The sequence below is a fragment of the Pseudoteredinibacter isoporae genome, assembly GCF_011602085.1.
Classification (GTDB): Bacteria; Pseudomonadota; Gammaproteobacteria; order Pseudomonadales; family Cellvibrionaceae; genus Pseudoteredinibacter; species Pseudoteredinibacter isoporae.
In genome coordinates this window covers 244,073-259,643 of sequence record NZ_JAAONY010000001.1, presented here as the reverse complement: position 1 = coordinate 259,643, position 15,571 = coordinate 244,073, and the positions used below count along the sequence as shown (strand labels likewise).

16 protein-coding genes are annotated in these 15,571 nt (G+C 51.0%); 7 read left to right on the top strand and 9 right to left on the bottom strand.

Translation table 11 applies throughout. The features are described 5' to 3' along the window. Nucleotides 1–9 precede the first annotated feature (9 nt). Both G8768_RS01095 and G8768_RS20905 read right to left on the bottom strand, forming a co-directional pair. Nucleotides 10–870 carry a sterol desaturase family protein gene (locus tag G8768_RS01095; protein ID WP_166852722.1) on the bottom strand — a complete coding sequence of 287 codons (861 nt, stop codon included), beginning with the start codon at nucleotides 868–870 and terminating at the stop codon, nucleotides 10–12. A gap of 69 nt (nucleotides 871–939) precedes the next feature. Continuing rightward, nucleotides 940–1,662 (bottom strand): acyltransferase, encoded by a 723-nt coding sequence (locus tag G8768_RS20905; RefSeq protein WP_341800952.1) that lies wholly within the window; start codon nucleotides 1,660–1,662, stop codon nucleotides 940–942. Between the two features lie 222 nt (nucleotides 1,663–1,884). Between G8768_RS20905 and G8768_RS01085 the strand changes: the two genes are divergently transcribed. After that, on the top strand, nucleotides 1,885–2,253 hold the full coding sequence (locus tag G8768_RS01085) for an acyl-CoA thioesterase (RefSeq protein ID WP_166852725.1): 369 nt from the start codon (nucleotides 1,885–1,887) through the stop codon (nucleotides 2,251–2,253). A 4-nt stretch (nucleotides 2,254–2,257) separates the two neighbouring features. Here the strand turns inward: G8768_RS01085 and G8768_RS01080 are convergent, their stop codons facing one another. After that, nucleotides 2,258–2,776, bottom strand: coding sequence for a midcut-by-XrtH protein (locus tag G8768_RS01080; RefSeq protein ID WP_166852728.1), 519 nt, complete (start codon nucleotides 2,774–2,776; stop codon nucleotides 2,258–2,260). Nucleotides 2,777–2,992: 216 nt separating this feature from the next. Here G8768_RS01080 and G8768_RS01075 point away from each other — a divergent pair, with 216 nt between their 5' ends. Beyond that, nucleotides 2,993–3,610 (top strand): class I SAM-dependent methyltransferase, encoded by a 618-nt coding sequence (locus tag G8768_RS01075; protein WP_166852731.1) that lies wholly within the window; start codon nucleotides 2,993–2,995, stop codon nucleotides 3,608–3,610. 98 nt (nucleotides 3,611–3,708) lie between these two features. Next, nucleotides 3,709–4,929, top strand: a complete 1,221-nt coding sequence (locus G8768_RS01070) for a methyltransferase domain-containing protein (protein ID WP_166852733.1) — start codon at nucleotides 3,709–3,711, stop codon at nucleotides 4,927–4,929. A 28-nt stretch (nucleotides 4,930–4,957) separates the two neighbouring features. Here G8768_RS01070 and G8768_RS01065 read toward each other — a convergent pair whose 3' ends face one another. The 3 genes from G8768_RS01065 to G8768_RS01055 are packed head-to-tail and all read right to left on the bottom strand — an operon-like array spanning nucleotide 4,958 to nucleotide 8,131. Then, entirely contained in the window at nucleotides 4,958–6,049 is a 1,092-nt protein-coding gene (locus G8768_RS01065) for a prenyltransferase/squalene oxidase repeat-containing protein (protein ID WP_166852734.1), read from the bottom strand. A 2-nt stretch (nucleotides 6,050–6,051) separates the two neighbouring features. Further along, complete coding sequence (locus tag G8768_RS01060) at nucleotides 6,052–6,783, bottom strand: class I SAM-dependent methyltransferase (protein ID WP_166852736.1); 732 nt, start codon at nucleotides 6,781–6,783, stop codon at nucleotides 6,052–6,054. Between the two features lie 7 nt (nucleotides 6,784–6,790). Next, nucleotides 6,791–8,131: a glycosyltransferase family 4 protein gene (locus tag G8768_RS01055; RefSeq protein ID WP_166852738.1), complete on the bottom strand. Its 1,341-nt coding sequence runs from the start codon at nucleotides 8,129–8,131 to the stop codon at nucleotides 6,791–6,793. A 160-nt stretch (nucleotides 8,132–8,291) separates the two neighbouring features. Between G8768_RS01055 and G8768_RS01050 the strand changes: the two genes are divergently transcribed. From G8768_RS01050 to G8768_RS01040, 3 genes are all read left to right on the top strand, one after another. Then, entirely contained in the window at nucleotides 8,292–9,185 is an 894-nt protein-coding gene (locus G8768_RS01050) for a helix-turn-helix domain-containing protein (RefSeq protein ID WP_166852740.1), read from the top strand. 600 nt (nucleotides 9,186–9,785) lie between these two features. Next, the gene (locus G8768_RS01045; protein WP_208020049.1) at nucleotides 9,786–11,183 is read left to right on the top strand and encodes an alanine/glycine:cation symporter family protein; all 1,398 of its coding nucleotides are present in this window, start codon (nucleotides 9,786–9,788) and stop codon (nucleotides 11,181–11,183) included. A gap of 85 nt (nucleotides 11,184–11,268) precedes the next feature. Further along, nucleotides 11,269–11,871 carry a hypothetical protein gene (locus G8768_RS01040; protein WP_166852742.1) on the top strand — a complete coding sequence of 201 codons (603 nt, stop codon included), beginning with the start codon at nucleotides 11,269–11,271 and terminating at the stop codon, nucleotides 11,869–11,871. 9 nt (nucleotides 11,872–11,880) lie between these two features. Here the strand turns inward: G8768_RS01040 and G8768_RS01035 are convergent, their stop codons facing one another. From G8768_RS01035 to argH, 3 genes are all read right to left on the bottom strand, one after another. Further along, the gene (locus G8768_RS01035; RefSeq protein ID WP_166852744.1) at nucleotides 11,881–12,102 is read right to left on the bottom strand and encodes a helix-turn-helix transcriptional regulator; all 222 of its coding nucleotides are present in this window, start codon (nucleotides 12,100–12,102) and stop codon (nucleotides 11,881–11,883) included. Nucleotides 12,103–12,120: 18 nt separating this feature from the next. Then, a complete protein-coding gene (locus tag G8768_RS01030; RefSeq protein WP_166852746.1) occupies nucleotides 12,121–12,570 on the bottom strand; it encodes a hypothetical protein in 450 nt (149 codons plus the stop codon). Between the two features lie 282 nt (nucleotides 12,571–12,852). Next, complete coding sequence (gene argH, locus G8768_RS01025) at nucleotides 12,853–14,259, bottom strand: argininosuccinate lyase (RefSeq protein WP_166852748.1); 1,407 nt, start codon at nucleotides 14,257–14,259, stop codon at nucleotides 12,853–12,855. Between the two features lie 211 nt (nucleotides 14,260–14,470). Between argH and G8768_RS01020 the strand changes: the two genes are divergently transcribed. Next, complete coding sequence (locus G8768_RS01020; protein ID WP_166852750.1) at nucleotides 14,471–15,529, top strand: sensor histidine kinase; 1,059 nt, start codon at nucleotides 14,471–14,473, stop codon at nucleotides 15,527–15,529. Nucleotides 15,530–15,571: the final 42 nt, after the last annotated feature.

Below are 15,571 nucleotides of genomic sequence, written 5' to 3'. Positions count from 1 at the left end.
ACACAAGGTTTAATTATTATTAGGATTCCGAACTCTATCAGATGCACTAAAGACTGTCGATGCTGGCGATATTAGTAAGCCTAAAGGATTGTTTTCTCGATCGTTCCGCAGATATTCCAGGCCGATTTCTTTTGTTTCGAGTTCGGCTTTGGGTAAATACTTTGCGGTACCGAAAAGGTGGTCGTAAAAAGAAAAAATGGTGCCGTAGTTGCTGTTCGTATATTGGCGTTCACTAAAATGATGGATGCGATGAAAGTTGGGTGTGGCCAGGACATACGACAGAGGCTTGTCCAGCCAATCCGGCAAAAGTGAATTCGAATGGTTAAAGGCAATGAGTACCATTCTGATTAATGGATGCCATATGGCGACCATAATAGGCACTCCGATTGCGACCAGAAAGGGCGCGCCTAAAAAACTGTTTACGACAATTTCCAATGGGTGGTGGCGGTGTGCGGTCGTGGCATCCACACGGGTATCGGTGTGATGAGTTGCGTGCAAACGCCATAGCCATGGCAGTCGGTGCGCAAATCGGTGTATTACATAATCCACCAGTTCGTACACCAATATGGCGGGAATAAAATAGACAATCCAGTGATACTCAGTATGCGTAAGAGGCGCTATCCAGCCCAGCTTATTGTGCAGCAGCTCGGCAATAAATTGGCTAACAGGTTTTAAGGCCGGCTCCAGAGCGAAAACGACCAATAAGGTATTGAGTGCCGCAAGAAACAAATTACCGGGCCAGCGCGTTTGAATATTTTGACTGGCTCCGGAACGCTTGTTGAAATCATCCCACAACAAAAACAGCATCATGCTGATCATGGTGCCAGCGATGAGTGCCAGTTGCTGATTGTGGAATAGATAATCGGACAAGCTCGCCTCCAATAGAATACGCAAACGATGAGCGGACTGAGCGCATTCTACCTAATTAATTCTCAGGCTTTAATGGCTTTTATTGCGTTGGAAGATGGATTTTAACCAGCCGAGAAAGCTGTTGTCCCGCATGACCCAGCGATCGAGATCAGCCTGGTTCTGTTGATAGAAGTCACCATCCTGAAACATGAGTTCGCGTTTCAGCATACGACGGTTCGGGTTAAGTGTTTTGATAACTTTGGCGGGGTTGCCACCCACAACCACATTGGCAGGTACGTCCTTGACCACAACGGCGCCGGCTGCAACTACCGAGTTCTCTCCGATGGTCACGCCTTTTCCGACTTTGGCGCCATGGCCAATCCAAACATTATCTTCAAGTACGATGGGCCTGCTACAGCGAAAAGGGCGCAGGCGATTGTAAAGCCCATGCCAGTCGCTATCGGCAATATAGCAGTCGGCTGCAAACATGCAGTTGTCACCAATGGTGATGGAAACGGCTGAGGTAATGGTAGTACCTGGTGAGAGCAGGCAGTAATTGCCAATGTTAATTTGGCCGTCCAGGTTTTTACCGCTCCAACTGGTCAGGCGTACCGGCTTGTATGAAGAGCTGATGATGTGAGCGTAATCGCCCACTTCGATGTTCCGCCCAAAAACCTCGATGCTGCGTGGCTCGAGAATAGCGGCGCCTTTGCCGAGGTGATCAAACTGTGGCCGCAGAAATTTTTCTATCCACCAGGCGTTAAACTGACTGCCGAGTTTCTTAAGCCAATAAGGGCGGTGCTCTTGTCTCACAATGATGTTCCAAAATCCAATGAGCGATAGTGGAAGAGCATAACATCTAAGCTTTCAAGCGTATGTGGTCACTTTGCACAAATACAGCGCGAAAATCCGGGAGTTTGAGCGAAGCTGCGATAGCCTGGTGCAGGTTTTGGAAAAGGGCGGGGTTTTAAGCTTGTTTTGTTTGGCATGCTTTTTGGTTAAGCCTATGGGTAAATGGATATTAAGAGGCAGACCATGAAGTACTTAAACCGTCGCGCGGTGAAACACGCAGACTTGAACCCCGCCGCCAAGCTTTTTGGTGGGGCTTTATTGAGTTGGATCGATGAGGAGGCCGGCATTTACGCCAGTTGCCAGTTGGGCACCAAGCGGTTGGTCACGAAATATATGTCGGAAATTAACTTTCTGTCTTCTGCGGTGCTTGGAGATATTGTTGAAATTGGAATCGAAACCGTCGCCGTTGGGCGAACCTCCATCAGCCTGGCGTGCGAAGTGCGCAACAAGGAAAACAAGCAGGGCATCATACGAGTGGAAAAGGTTGTTATGGTTGCGGTTGATGCCCAGGGCAAGCCCCAGGCACACGATTTTTCTTCGGAAGAAGGTTGAGCCTTTAATTGCAGTCGATTGCGCAAAAATCCCCATTGGCAATCGACAAGCCGACCGAGCATTGATTTGCAGTGGCACTGTTATTACAGGTTCCAGGCAGAGTGATACTTTTTACTTCCAGAGTAATACCACTGTTATTGTTGTAGCGGTTAAAGCCGTTGTTGCTACCACCGGAAATCAGAATGGCATGGCCATTCTGAGCATTTGTAGTGATGTTAATAATGTTGGGTGATGATGCGGTGCCAGCATGAGCTTCGGTAAGCGGGTAGAGCGCGCTGCCAATGCTGGCGATGCCCAACAGGCCTGCGAGCAAGGCAAGGCTGGATCGCCTCGCTTGCTTCGCTAAACCAAATTTATACGCAAGAAACATCATGAATCCCCCCAAAACCAGTAATAAGGGAGCTCCGAAAATGGGAATCTCCTGTGAGGCAGGAGGGCCGATAATAATTTGTGCGCTGGCCTGTTGGCCAAGGGTGAGAAGAGCAAAAGAAAAGAGTGCTTTGAAAAGTCCGTGGCGCGACATGATGACTCCCTCCCGAGGGGCTGGAATGGGTTCTGGGTTTATGGGTATACCTCTTCGTTTCCTGGCCGAGATTCTTACTCGGTAAGAAATGATCTTGTCAGCTATTGTCGCTTCGGTCTACGAACAAATTTGACGGTTTCGGGCATTGCTTTAGTCCTTTTTTAACTATTAAATGTGCCATCGAATAAACGCTGCAGCACGGCTATAGGAGAAAGAATGAGCATTGCATTGCCCGTTGATATTGATCAGATAAAAGGCTTTCTGGCCCAGGATGAAGGCGAAGCGCTTTATCAACACGCTCAGCAAAGCTGCAAGCTCGGCCCGGTGCTGGAAGTAGGCAGCTACTGTGGAAAATCTACGGTGTACCTGGGTGCGGCCTGCAAGGGCAGTGACAATATTGTGTACGCTGTTGATCACCATAGGGGGTCTGAAGAGCATCAACTGGGTGAGGAATATCACGATCCGGATCTGTACGACAGCAGTGTTGAGTTGATGGACAGTTTTAAAGTCTTTCGGGCCAGCATGCGTGCCGCTGGATTAGAAGAAACCGTCGTTCCAATCGTGGCCAGCTCTGCTGTGGCATCGAAGGGTTGGAACACCCCATTGGGCATGGTCTTTATCGATGGTGGTCATAGTGAAGAGGCGGCCCAAACTGATTATCGAAGTTGGGTAAGTCACATCAAGCCCGGCGGTATTCTGGCCATTCACGATATCTTCCCCAATCCCGCAGATGGTGGTCAGGCCCCTTACAATATCTGGAAGCTGGCCAAGGCTTCCGGGCTTTTCGAAGAACTGCCCATGGTGAACACTCTGGGTTTGTTCCGCCGTAAATAGGCGTCCCGGGCGCGGTTGGCGCCCGATTTCCTTCCTTTCTTTGACTCTCAATTTCCCAATGATATTGAAATACATTAGCGCTAATGTATTATCGGGATATGAGCTATCAAAGATCCCCTGGCCTGGGCGAGGCCCTTCGACAATTGCTGGAGATGACCGATGCGGACATGGACGATTGGTACAAACAGTTACCGTTTCCCTATCGCGCGCGCTATACCCCGATACTGAGAGAATTGGCCAGCGGCCCGAAAATTGTCAGTGCGCTCACCGAGAACCTTGCCCTGACCCAGGGAGCGGTAAGCCAAAGCCTGCGTTTAATGCTGGATGATGGTCTTATTGAGAAGCAAAGTGGCGAGGATGCTCGCCAGAGTGTCATCTCCCTTTCCAGGCAGGGTGAGCAAGCCTTGGAGGTGTTACAGCCTCACTGGCTGGGGGTTCTGAGCGCGGTTGGGCAGTTGGAAAAGGAGATACGCATTCCGCTCAGGGACACTTTGCGAAAAGCCCGCATTGCTTTGGCTGAGCAATCCTTTGCGCAGCGTGTTGAACAGTCCAAAAAAATCGCTGGTGAAACAACCGCGGTTAACACTGAAAACCCGTTTTCCATCGCCTCGGAAGATTATCGTAACTATCGGCCAAGCTATCCGGATCAATTGGGGGAAACACTGGCGAACTTGTGTCAGCAGCGTGATGTGGTGATTGATGTCGGTTGTGGCAGCGGTCAGTTAAGTGAGGTGTTGGCAAAGTACTTCAAACAGGTGATTGCTCTGGATAACAGCGCGGAGCAAATTTCGTCAGCATTTTCTCGTAACAATATCCAATACCAATTGGGTTCTGCCGAACGGCTCAGCGTCGGTGATCGCTGTGCCGATTTAATTGTTGCTGCACAGGCTGCTCACTGGTTTGATCTGGAACGCTTTTATCAGGAAGTTCGGCGAGTCGCAAAACCGCATGCTCTGTTGGCTCTGATCAGTTACGGTGTGCCGTATATCGACGACCCGGTCAATGCAGTGTTTCAGCAGGGCTATTGGCAGGATTGTTTTGGTTTCTGGCCTGAACAGCGTCGTCCGGTGGAAGACGGTTATAGCAATCTGTATTTTCCCTTTGATGAAATTGTACTGCCCAATGTCAGCATAGAAATGAGTATGTCTTTTGAGGCGTTGCTTGGCTATATCTCAACTTGGTCAGCCTACAAAGCTGCTGCCAAACGAAATGAGTTGGCAATATTTCACGACTGGTTCAAACGGCTCGGACAGCATTGGAATGCTGGAGAAGAAAAGAAAATCGTCTGGCCCATCGCTGCACGGGTGGGCACATTATAGTTGTGCGGTTATTTGAAGATGCGCCAGCTTAGGCCAGGCTGACGCTTTTCTTATTGCTAAGGGGTTTACGGTTTTGGTCGTCAATGCCCAACTGGGAGCACTGAAAGATATTCCAGGCGGGAGTGTGTTGAGTCAGGGCATCAGCTGCCAGCAAAATCGCACCGGCGGTCCAGGTCGTTTTCTCTTCAGGCCAGATAATATTTTCTTTGTATTGATAACCTGTCCAGTAAGCGCCATCTTTATTGTCGCGCCATTGATGCAGCCAGCTATACACTTGCACGGCTTTGGCATGTTCGCCGGCGGCCAATAGCGCCATGGTCAATTCGCAGGATTCAGCGATGGTAACCCAGGGCTCATCGCTGACACAGAGGCAGCCCATATTATCACGCACAAAGGTTTCCCAGCGTTCGGCGATACGTTGTTTAGCCGCATCACCTTGAATTGCACCTGCAAGAATCGGGTAAAACCAATCCATGGAAAAGCGCGCTTTGCTTTCCCAGGTGCGATCAAAATATTCAGGGTGTTCAGATAGGGCCAGCCCTAATTTTTTATAGGCTTCGATATAGTGGCCGCAATCCTGCTCGAGTTCTTCGGCAATGGCGATGGCGCATTCCAGGCTTTTGTAAACAGAAGAGCAACCGGTGACCAAGGCGTCTTTAAATGGTTGGCCATCTTCTTCAATGGCCCAGTAAATTTCCCCGGTAGGTGCTTGCATGCTGACTACAAGGTCAATGGCTTTTTTAACCGCCGGATACAGACGTTCCAAAAATTCCCGATTTCCGCTGATCCGATAATGGTGCCAAACGCCGGTAGCGATGTATGCAATAAAATTGGTTTCGCGTTTTTCTTTATAGAGCGCCTTGCCATCCTGGTAGTTGGCGTACCAGCTGCCGTCATCCAATTGATGGTCGGCCAGCCATTGATAGGCTTTTTCTGCAGCGTCAAATTCACCAGCAATCGAGAGGCCCATGGCGGCTTCAGTGTGATCCCAGGGGTCGGCTTTATGCCCCTCAAACCAGGGAATCAAGCCATCGTCCAGTTGCTGGCTTAAAATATAATCTACGGTTTTACGCAAAAATTGCTCGGGGAACAGACCTTTGCTCAGCAGTAAGCCGTCCATAATTATTTGCCCTGTTCCGTCGTCGGGTTTTTCTTGAAATACATAACAATGCTCTTACCCATTAGCGGATTGAGCATTTTATCCAGCACTCGGGTTAGCAGGGGTTGCTGCATTAGATCCCAAACCAGAAATTTATGATAATTGCGCAAAGCCCAAACCTGATCATCTTCCTGTCCCCAGTATTTGCACTTTAACCACCAATAGGGCACATGCAGTGCATGCGCCCAATGGCGGTAGTAACGTTGCCAGCCGAGGTCTTCCACTTCTCGACGAAGATGGGTGGCATTAAAAATTCGAATGTGTCCGCCCGGGGTTTTATGATATTCGTCGCTCAGGCGCCAGCAAATATCTTCCGGCCAGGCTCGGGGTACGCTGATGCCGATAACACCATCTTCTTTAACGACGCGCTGCAGTTCTTTGAGCACACCTTGAAAGTCAGGGATGTGCTCCAGCACCTCCGAGCAAATCACCTTATCGAAGCTGTTGTCCTCAAAGGGCAGTTCCAGGGCATTGGCCTGTTGGAAGCGAATGCTTTTTTCGGAATTGTCTTTGTCAATAAATTGCTCAACTCGTTCCCGGGCGATGTCGAGATCTTTCTCGCTCAGATCCACACCGATGGCTTCAACATTGGCGTGCAGATAAGCACCGATGGTGTGGCGGCCTTCGCCACAGCCAACATCCAGAAATCGCTCGCCGTCTTTAAGTTCCAGGCGCTGAAAGTTAATGGTTTGCATCGTTTAATTATTTCTCTTCGGCCAGCATCTGCAGATAGTATTGACCGAATTGTTCGGCGGCGACTTTCCAGCTAAAGCTTTGTTCAATTCGTTCCCGGCAGATTTCGCCCATGGTTTTTTGACGAGCCGGATCTTTTAATAATTCGGCAATGGCTTTTGCCAGAGCCGGAGCGTCCGCAGCCGCTACCGTGATGCCGGCATCTCCGACAATTTCGGGCAGGGCGCCGCCATCACTGGAAATCACCGGTGTGCCACAGGCCATGGCTTCACCTGCGGGCAAGCCAAAGCCTTCATACAAGGACGGAGAAACAGCGATGGTTGAGGCATTGTAATGTTGCACCAGTTCTTCTGTGCTGATGCCGGAAACAAAGCGTACGCGATCACCCAGGCCAAGCTTCTTCAATTGTTTGGCTGTGGCGCCATCTTCGCGTAATTTGCCAACCACCAATAATGTGAGCTGTGGAAATTCGTCGCCCAGCTCGGCCATGGCATCCAACAGATAACGCAAGCCCTTCAGGGGTTGGTCAGCGGAAGCGGTGGTAATCAGTTGAAAGCTTTCTTTCTCAACATCATCCCGGGGGCGGAACGTATCAGTATCAATGCCGTTGTAAATCAGACTGATATCTTTGCTGTCGATATCAAAGGCATCGGCGATGTCATGGCGCGACTGTTCAGAAACCGTAACAATGTGATTCAACTTCTGCACTACGCGCTTTTGCATGCGCAAAAAAGAATGCCAGCGTTTGACCAGCAATCGGTGTTTCCAGTTGGGCGCTGCGTCGAGAGCAAGTTGTCGATCCCGGGTAATTGGGTGGTGCACGGTGGCGACCACAGGCAGACCGCGTTTTTGAATGCTTAACAGCCCCCAGCCAAGACACTGGTTATCGTGCACTAAATCGTAACGATGACCGTGAAGTTTTAAATACTTCGCTACGCGTCGGCTGAAGGTGTAAGGTTCGGCAAAACCACCAGTGAGCATGCTCCACCATTCGAAGGTGTCACTGAAAGATTTCAAATGTCGCGGTCGTAACGCCGTCACGTGATTGGGCGCACTGAATAAATCCAGGCTGGGCATTTCAATCAGTTTCACCCGGGGGTCGAGATCGGGATAGGGTGGGCCGGAAATCACATCCACTTGATGGCCGGCGTCAACCAAGGCTTTACTGAGGTATTTGATGTAGATGCCTTGTCCGCCCACAAACGGAGCACTGCGGTAGCCCAAAAGGCAAATGCGCAATGAGCGTTGCGATGCTGACGGCGCCGCTTGAGAGCGGCCGGTTTCAAGGCTTGTCGTTAAGCTGTTCACGATAGATTTATTACGTTGTATTGGCTTGGCATTAGCGCTCATTTCGGGTGCCGGTAGGCGTGGATAAACGAGCCTGCAAATTGCTGAACAGTGTGACACAGCCTATAATCTCCCGGCAATTCCCTCATAGGTAATGACACTTACGGTCAAACCATATGGAGGGTGTCATTTTCGACCAGTTCTGTCAGGTGCGGGGGTAACATTGAGCCAAGATGAGCTCAACACGAAGTCAGACACAGAGCTGGCCGATGAAGAGGCTGCCTTCGGGCGGATGCTCAAGTTCTGGCGTTCCCAGATGGGGCTTTCCCAGGCCCAGTTGTCCGCTCGCCTTGGTACGTCAAGCCGCCATATCAGCTTTTTGGAAACCGGCCGCAGCCGCCCGAGTCGGGGTATGGTTCAGCGCTTGCAGCAGGAATTTGATCTGTCCTCCCGCGAAAGCAATCTGCTGTTGCAATCGGCCGGCTTTCTGCCCATTTCCACGGCCAACCCATCTGGCATGGGGAAGCGTCTGAAGCGACAGATGAGCTGGATGCTGTTAAAGCATGAGCCCTATCCCTCGTTTATCGTAAACAATCTCGGCGATGTGCTGATGTTTAATCGCGCCTGGTTGAGTTTAATGCGCCAAGCTGGGATGCGTGCCGGTGTTGCCTGCGAGGCTGGATTACAAATGAACATGTATCACCTGTTCTTTTCGGAAGAAGGGATGCGTCATTTGATCGAAGGTTGGGAAGATTTCAGCTGTGCCTTGCTCTTGCAGGTAAAAGAACAGCAATTGCTGACCAACGATGCCAAGCTGAATGAATTGATGGAGTGGCTGGAAGCCTATCCTGGTATTCCCGATAACTGGCCAGAGCGTGCTCGACAAGTGCGTTTCGATTCCAGCTACGATATCGAAGTGAAATTGCCGGAAAGCCGTTATCGCATGAAAACCGTTGTGACGGGAATTGAGCCGATGAATCTAAGCGCTGGGGGAACACTCAAGTTGCACAGCTATTTTCCGGGTGATGATGCGACAGAAGCCTGGTGGCGATCGGCTGCTGAAAAAGACAGCTATGAGAATCTACAGCATCCGTTATTGGCGCTCGCCACCGTTTAGTTTTGCCGGACAGGATCAGTGCTCACCGTGATCAACACGCGCATCAATCGCGTAGGCCAACAGAGACCCTACGGTCAAAATAGCAAAAATACCCGCTAAGAAGACGATCATTACAGCGGCAGTTACGGTCATTGTCTTATCCTCGACAGAGTTTCAGGGTTACTTTCTACTCTTCTAGATTACGCCGCTCGCCGGCGACTGATCTTGATATGCGTCAATAACTGTTTGGGTATCATTATTCTTTGCCTGCTGTCTTCGCTGACAAAGAATTGTGGGTGAAGTGGGGAGCGTTCAGAACACCCTGTTTCAGATTGCCCTGGTTTTTATTCATGGTCTTTGATGCGATAAAAATTACCGGCAGCGACCGCAACACAACCAGCACTATAAATAGTGCTGGTTGTGTTGCCTCGCGCGCGGTCAGTTTAGTTGGAGGTTGTGGGCGCGGGATGATGGATGGGGGATGATGGATGGGGGATTGCTTGAATTTGATCCCCACGGCTGGTGGCACAGGGTATACTGCCTGTTTTCATTGGCGCAGGCGTGAAAGAACGGTCAGTTGCCCGCCAATTCATAACATGCAATCTAATAAAAGCCCATAATATGTCTGTTGCCGAGTACCTTCCCCGAATTGAGTCTGCCCTGAACCAGTTTGCCGATGCCATGTGGAGCACGCCTCTGGTGGTACTGTTGGTGGGTGGCGGTTTATTTTTTGCCATCTACTCGCGCTTGCAACCCTATTTTTATTTGGGGCACAGCGTGGCGGTATTGCGTGGCCGCTATGACGACCCCAGTGCGCCGGGGCAGGTCAGCCATTCCCAAGCCTTGTCTACCGCGTTGGCCGGCACGATGGGGCTTGGAAATATTTCCGGTGTCGCGATTGCGATTGCTGCCGGTGGGCCGGGCGCCATTTTCTGGATGTGGGTAACGGCGGTGATCGGTGTAGCGACGAAGTTTTATACCGCTTCTCTGGCGGTCATGTTTCGCGGAAAAGACAGTCTGGGCGAAACCCAGGGTGGCCCAATGTACGTGATTCGTGAAGCCTTGCCTAAAGGCTTTTTACCGTTGGCCTATCTGTTTTGTCTGGCGGGGATGATTGGCACCTTGCCGGTGTTTCAAGCCAATCAGCTGATTCAGCTGTTGCGTGATGCCGTGGCAATCCCTTCGGGTTGGGCAAGCGCCGACTCCCATCTGGGTTTTGATTTTATTGCCAGCAGCTGTGTGGCGCTGTTGACCGTTGTCGTCATCATTGGTCGCATTCAGCGTATCGGTCGTTTGACTGTTCGACTGGTGCCGGCGATGGTCACGATTTATCTGTTGTTCACGGCTTTTGTCTTGTTCCAATACATTGAGCAGATTCCTGCGATGTTTGCGCTGATTGTCACAGATGCTTTTACGGGGCAGGCAGCAGCGGGTGGCGCACTGGGTACCGTGATTATGATTGGTGTACGACGGGGCGCCTTTTCCAATGAGGCAGGCATTGGCACGGAGTCCATGGCTCACGGTGCGGCCAAAACCGAGGAACCTATTCGTGAAGGGGTCGTCGCTATGATTGGTCCGGTTGTCGACACGCTGGTGGTATGCACGTGTACGGCCTTGATCATTTTGTTGACCGGGGTTTGGCAGGATCCCGATGCGGGTGCCGGTGTGACCATGACGGCAGCAGCGATTGAAAGTGTGTTCCCCAGTGGTGGAATTTATTTGCTGATCTTGATGGTGGCCTTGCTGAGCTTCAGTACCATCGTCACCTACTGGTTTTACGGCGCCAAGTGTTTGGGCTTTTTGATTGGTGCCGAGCGTCAGCACTACTACACACCCTGTTATATCTTTTTGATTGTTCTCGGTGCGGTGGTTTCTTTGGATGTGGTTAACGGTTTGCTGGTAGGTGTCTATGCCATCATGGCCATTCCAACAATGATTTCGAGCTTTATGCTGGCCCCGAAAGTGAACGCTGCAGCAAGGCACTATTTTAAGCGATTGCGCGAAGGCCAATTTGATTGATAGCTTGTAATAAGGTGTAACTGTCCGGTGCTTGATCTGGGCGGCATCTATCTCTACATTGGGCCTCTTACAGGGAGGTGTACTAATGGATTTGGTTTTTCACGCCAGTTTGCCGGCGTTATGGGCGGCATTGGCGAGTCCGCAGGGCATTATCGCCAGCTGCTTGTTTTGCCTGGGGGTGCTGGGTTTTCTTCTTTTGCAGGACATGGGTGAAAACCTGCGAGTTTCTCTTCTTTCTTTGGCCCTGTTCGGACTGATCGCACTTTGCTACGCCTATATTCAATACAGCCAGCCGGCTGTTCCCTTAATGGTTCAGCAAACCAAAGCCCCAAAAAATACCCACGTTTCCGCTCAAGCTCCCGGCATTATCACCCGCGGAGACGATGATCTTTCCCTGAAGGAATCCGGTTACATTTATATTGGTCGCTATCGTGACAAGCACTGGCAAAACGCGCTCTTTAATGATCCAACGGGGCCGCTCAGCACCGGCGATGTTTTACAGTTGAATAGCGCCCGCCAAATGTTTGCCTGCGCACCGTATCGCAAGGAGATGCTGGATTTGAAATTTACTTACTGCAAGGAAGTGATTGGTGAAGCGGAGGCCAATGACAATGTTCGCGTGGCCCGTCCACCGATTATTGTTGGTTTAAGCAATGTCTGGGTTTATGTCACCAAAGTGGAATCCTGAGCCGGCTTTTCACGCTGGCTCGGGTTCATATTGAAATACGGCTTCGAGAGGTTCATTAAAGGTCCGGGCTATTTTAAACGCGACTTCCAGTGAAGGTGAGTAGCGCCCGGCTTCAATAGCAAGAATGGTTTGCCGGGTAACCCCCACTTCCGTGGCCAGTGCCTGTTGGGTCATCTCGCCGTTTTCGAATCTTAAACGGCGGATCTGATTGTTAATTTTACATGTGCTCATAAGTCTCTCCGCCGGCCATTATACACCGCGGTACAGGTACCAGAGCTGTCGTCCGGCATTACTCAATTCCGCCAGAATCAATCCTATCAGCAGCAATAACAAAGGGTGCGCGAGGCTGAGTTCTTCCCGGGTGCCACCAAACTGAACCGTCAGGCCGAACTGCACCAGTGCCAGCACAATCGTGGTCTGACTGATGGTGGCGGACCAGTATGCACCCAATTGCGCCGCTTGTTGCTCGCGTTCGTCCCGGGCTTCTTCAGTATCTTTACTGGAGACGGCTGCGATCGCGATATGACAGAGCACATAGGCGACGATTGCCATATACAGCACGCTTGAAACAACGTCGTACGCTTGCTCCATATTGAACAACGCTTCATGCCCGCCCAGCAGCAGTTGCTTCACGGTGTAGCCAATCAAACCCAGCATAAGCAGCGCATCTACCCACAACACTTGTTCTCTATAAGACATCTGAATCTCCTCGCTCCTGTATGAAAATATTAACTAAATGTAAAAAATACTTAACATGCCCAAAGCTTAGGGCTTGCCTATAGCCATGTCAAATATCTTTTACATAGTGTTCGCAATATTTAACAATTCCAAAGAATGCTATTTCGGGTTTTAAAGGTGAATTTGCTGGAAACAGGCAAGGAAAGAGTACGATCAGGTGCAGAAAAAATACGGCGGGAAATGGAGAGAAAAGTGAAGAAAACAACAGAGGGCCCGCCACTGAAGGCAGGCCCAAGACCTGATCTAGGTTCGCTCGGCCAATAAGGCCAGTGCGCGTTTGGCGGCTTCGCGCACCTGATTTGGTGCTGTACCGCCGATATGGTTGCGGGCGGCAACGGAGCCTTCCAGAGTTAGTACTTCGAACACATCGTCGCTGATCTGATCGCTGAACTGTTGCAGTTCGCTCAAGCTCATTTCCGACAGATCCTTGTCGTTCTCCAGGCCATAGGCCACAGACTTCCCGACGATTTCATGGGCATCCCGGAAGGGCACCCCTTTGCACACCAGATAATCCGCCAGATCGGTTGCGGTAGAGAAGCCGCGCTTGGCCGCTTCGAGCATTACCTCTGACTTCGCCTCAATAGCCGGCACCATATCCGCGAAGGCGCGCAAGCAGTCTTTAACGGTATCCACCGCATCGAACAAGGGCTCTTTGTCTTCCTGATTGTCTTTGTTGTAGGCCAGTGGTTGTGATTTCATCAGCGTCAGCAGGCTGATCAGGTGGCCATTCACACGGCCGGTTTTGCCGCGTACCAGTTCAGGCACATCGGGGTTCTTCTTCTGGGGCATAATCGAAGAGCCGGTGCAGAAACGGTCGGGCAAATCAATGAAGTTAAACTGGGCTGACGTCCACAGCACCAGTTCTTCCGACATGCGCGACATATGGGTCAGCAGCAAGCTGGCAAAGGCGCAGAATTCAATGGCGAAGTCACGATCAGATACCGAGTCCAGGCTGTTTTCGGTGGGCTTGCTGAAACCCAGCAAAGATGCGGTCATATCGCGTTGAATCGCGTAGCTGGTACCGGCCAGAGCGGCGGCGCCCAGAGGTGACTGATTCAGACGCTTGCGGCAATCCTGTAAACGGCCAAAGTCGCGTTCCAGCATTTCATTCCAGGCCAGCAAGTGATGCCCAAAGGTCACCGGTTGAGCGGTTTGCAGATGGGTAAAGCCGGGCATGATCGTGTCGGCTTCGGAAGCGGCCAGCTTGATCAGGCCATCTTGCAAGCGGTTCATTTCCGTACTGATCAGGTCGATCTCGTCGCGCAGCCACAGGCGGATGTCGGTGGCGACCTGGTCATTGCGCGAACGGCCAGTGTGCAGCTTCTTCCCGGTGATACCAATGGCTTTGGTCAGTGCAGACTCGATATTCATATGCACGTCTTCGAGGGGAATCGACCAGTCGAAGCGGCCGGCTTCGATATCGCCCTGGACGGTTTTTAGCCCCTGAATGATGGCATCTCGCTCGTCTTCGCTCAGTACACCGGCTTCAGCCAGCATGGTAGCGTGGGCGATGGAGCCCTGAATATCCTGCTTATACATACGTTGGTCAAATTGCACCGACGCGGTAAAACGTTGTACAAAGGCATCGGTTGCCTCACTAAAGCGACCGCCCCATTGCTGATTGGTGGCGTCGTTTTGGCTATCGCTCATGGTTAAATCCTGGCTTTTTCATAATTAGTGTAAGCTGGTTGCCTGCCTTGCGGCCGGATTCCTGCTATTGGGGCTGGCATTATAGTGCCTGAAGCCGCCCATGATAACTGATCAACCATTGGACCTTTGAGCCCAGCCGAAATGTGATGAAAACCGTACAATCTTGCCTTGTTTATAGTGGCCTTCCCCGGGGGAGGGGTTGGGAGACGGTTTGTTTACGATAAAAAATAAAAAGCGCCAGCTGGAACAGGGGGTCAACGAGGCCCTGAATATCAAAGGCGATTTTTTACCGGATTTAAAAAGCCCGCCTGTGGCATTGGGCATCGTGCTCGTCTGCGAGCTGCTGGCGATTGTGCTCAGCCTGGCGGCTTTTGGCTTACAGGATTTCGATTGGCAGAAACTGGGCATGGTTTCTCTGGCGGTGCAGTGGATCGCGCTGGCGTCGCTTTTGGTGCTGGCACTGATGTCCAACTGGCTGAATCAGCGCCACCCGGCCATCGCGGGGGTAAGCTGCTTTTTGATTGTGCAGCTGCTGACCTTGAGTTTCTTTGGCTTTGTCATTGGTCAGTATGGCCACGTTTTGCAGCTCAATTACTGGCATTTGGGGCAATTTCTGCTGATTTCGATGATGATTACCGGCATTGGTCTGCGTTATATGTATTTACAGCAGCAGTACCGCAATCAACAACAGGCCCATCTGCACTCCCAGTTGCAGGCCTTACAGTCGAGAATTCAGCCGCATTTTTTGTTCAACTGCATGAATACCATTGCCTGTCTGATTGATGTTGATCCCGAAAAGGCCGAGCAGGCAGTTGAGGATCTGAGTGAGCTGTTCCGGGCCAGCCTGGCAGAGCCCAAGCTGGTGAGTGTGCGCGATGAGATTACCCTCTGTGAGCGTTATCTGGCGATGGAAAAGCTTCGCATGGGTGAGCGCTTACATACAGAGTGGGATGTGGCAGAAGAGGCCTGGCCTATGCCAATTCCGAGTTTGGTTTTGCAACCTTTGCTGGAAAATGCCATCAAACATGGTGTTCATCACCTTCCGGAAGGCGGCACTATCCAGATTCAGGTGCTGATGCAGAATGACGAGCTACACTTAATGATGAGCAACCCGCTCGCTCAAAATGCGCGTTCTTCCGGCAATCAATTGGCTCTGAATAATGTATTGGCCCGCCTGCGTGGGCATTTTGGCGACAAGGTGAAGTGGAATATCGAGCAGAGTGACGAACTTTACACAATTAATATTCGTTACCAATTGAAGAATTTATAAGCTGCTGCCGATAGCTATAATTCAACACAGTAAAAACAAGTG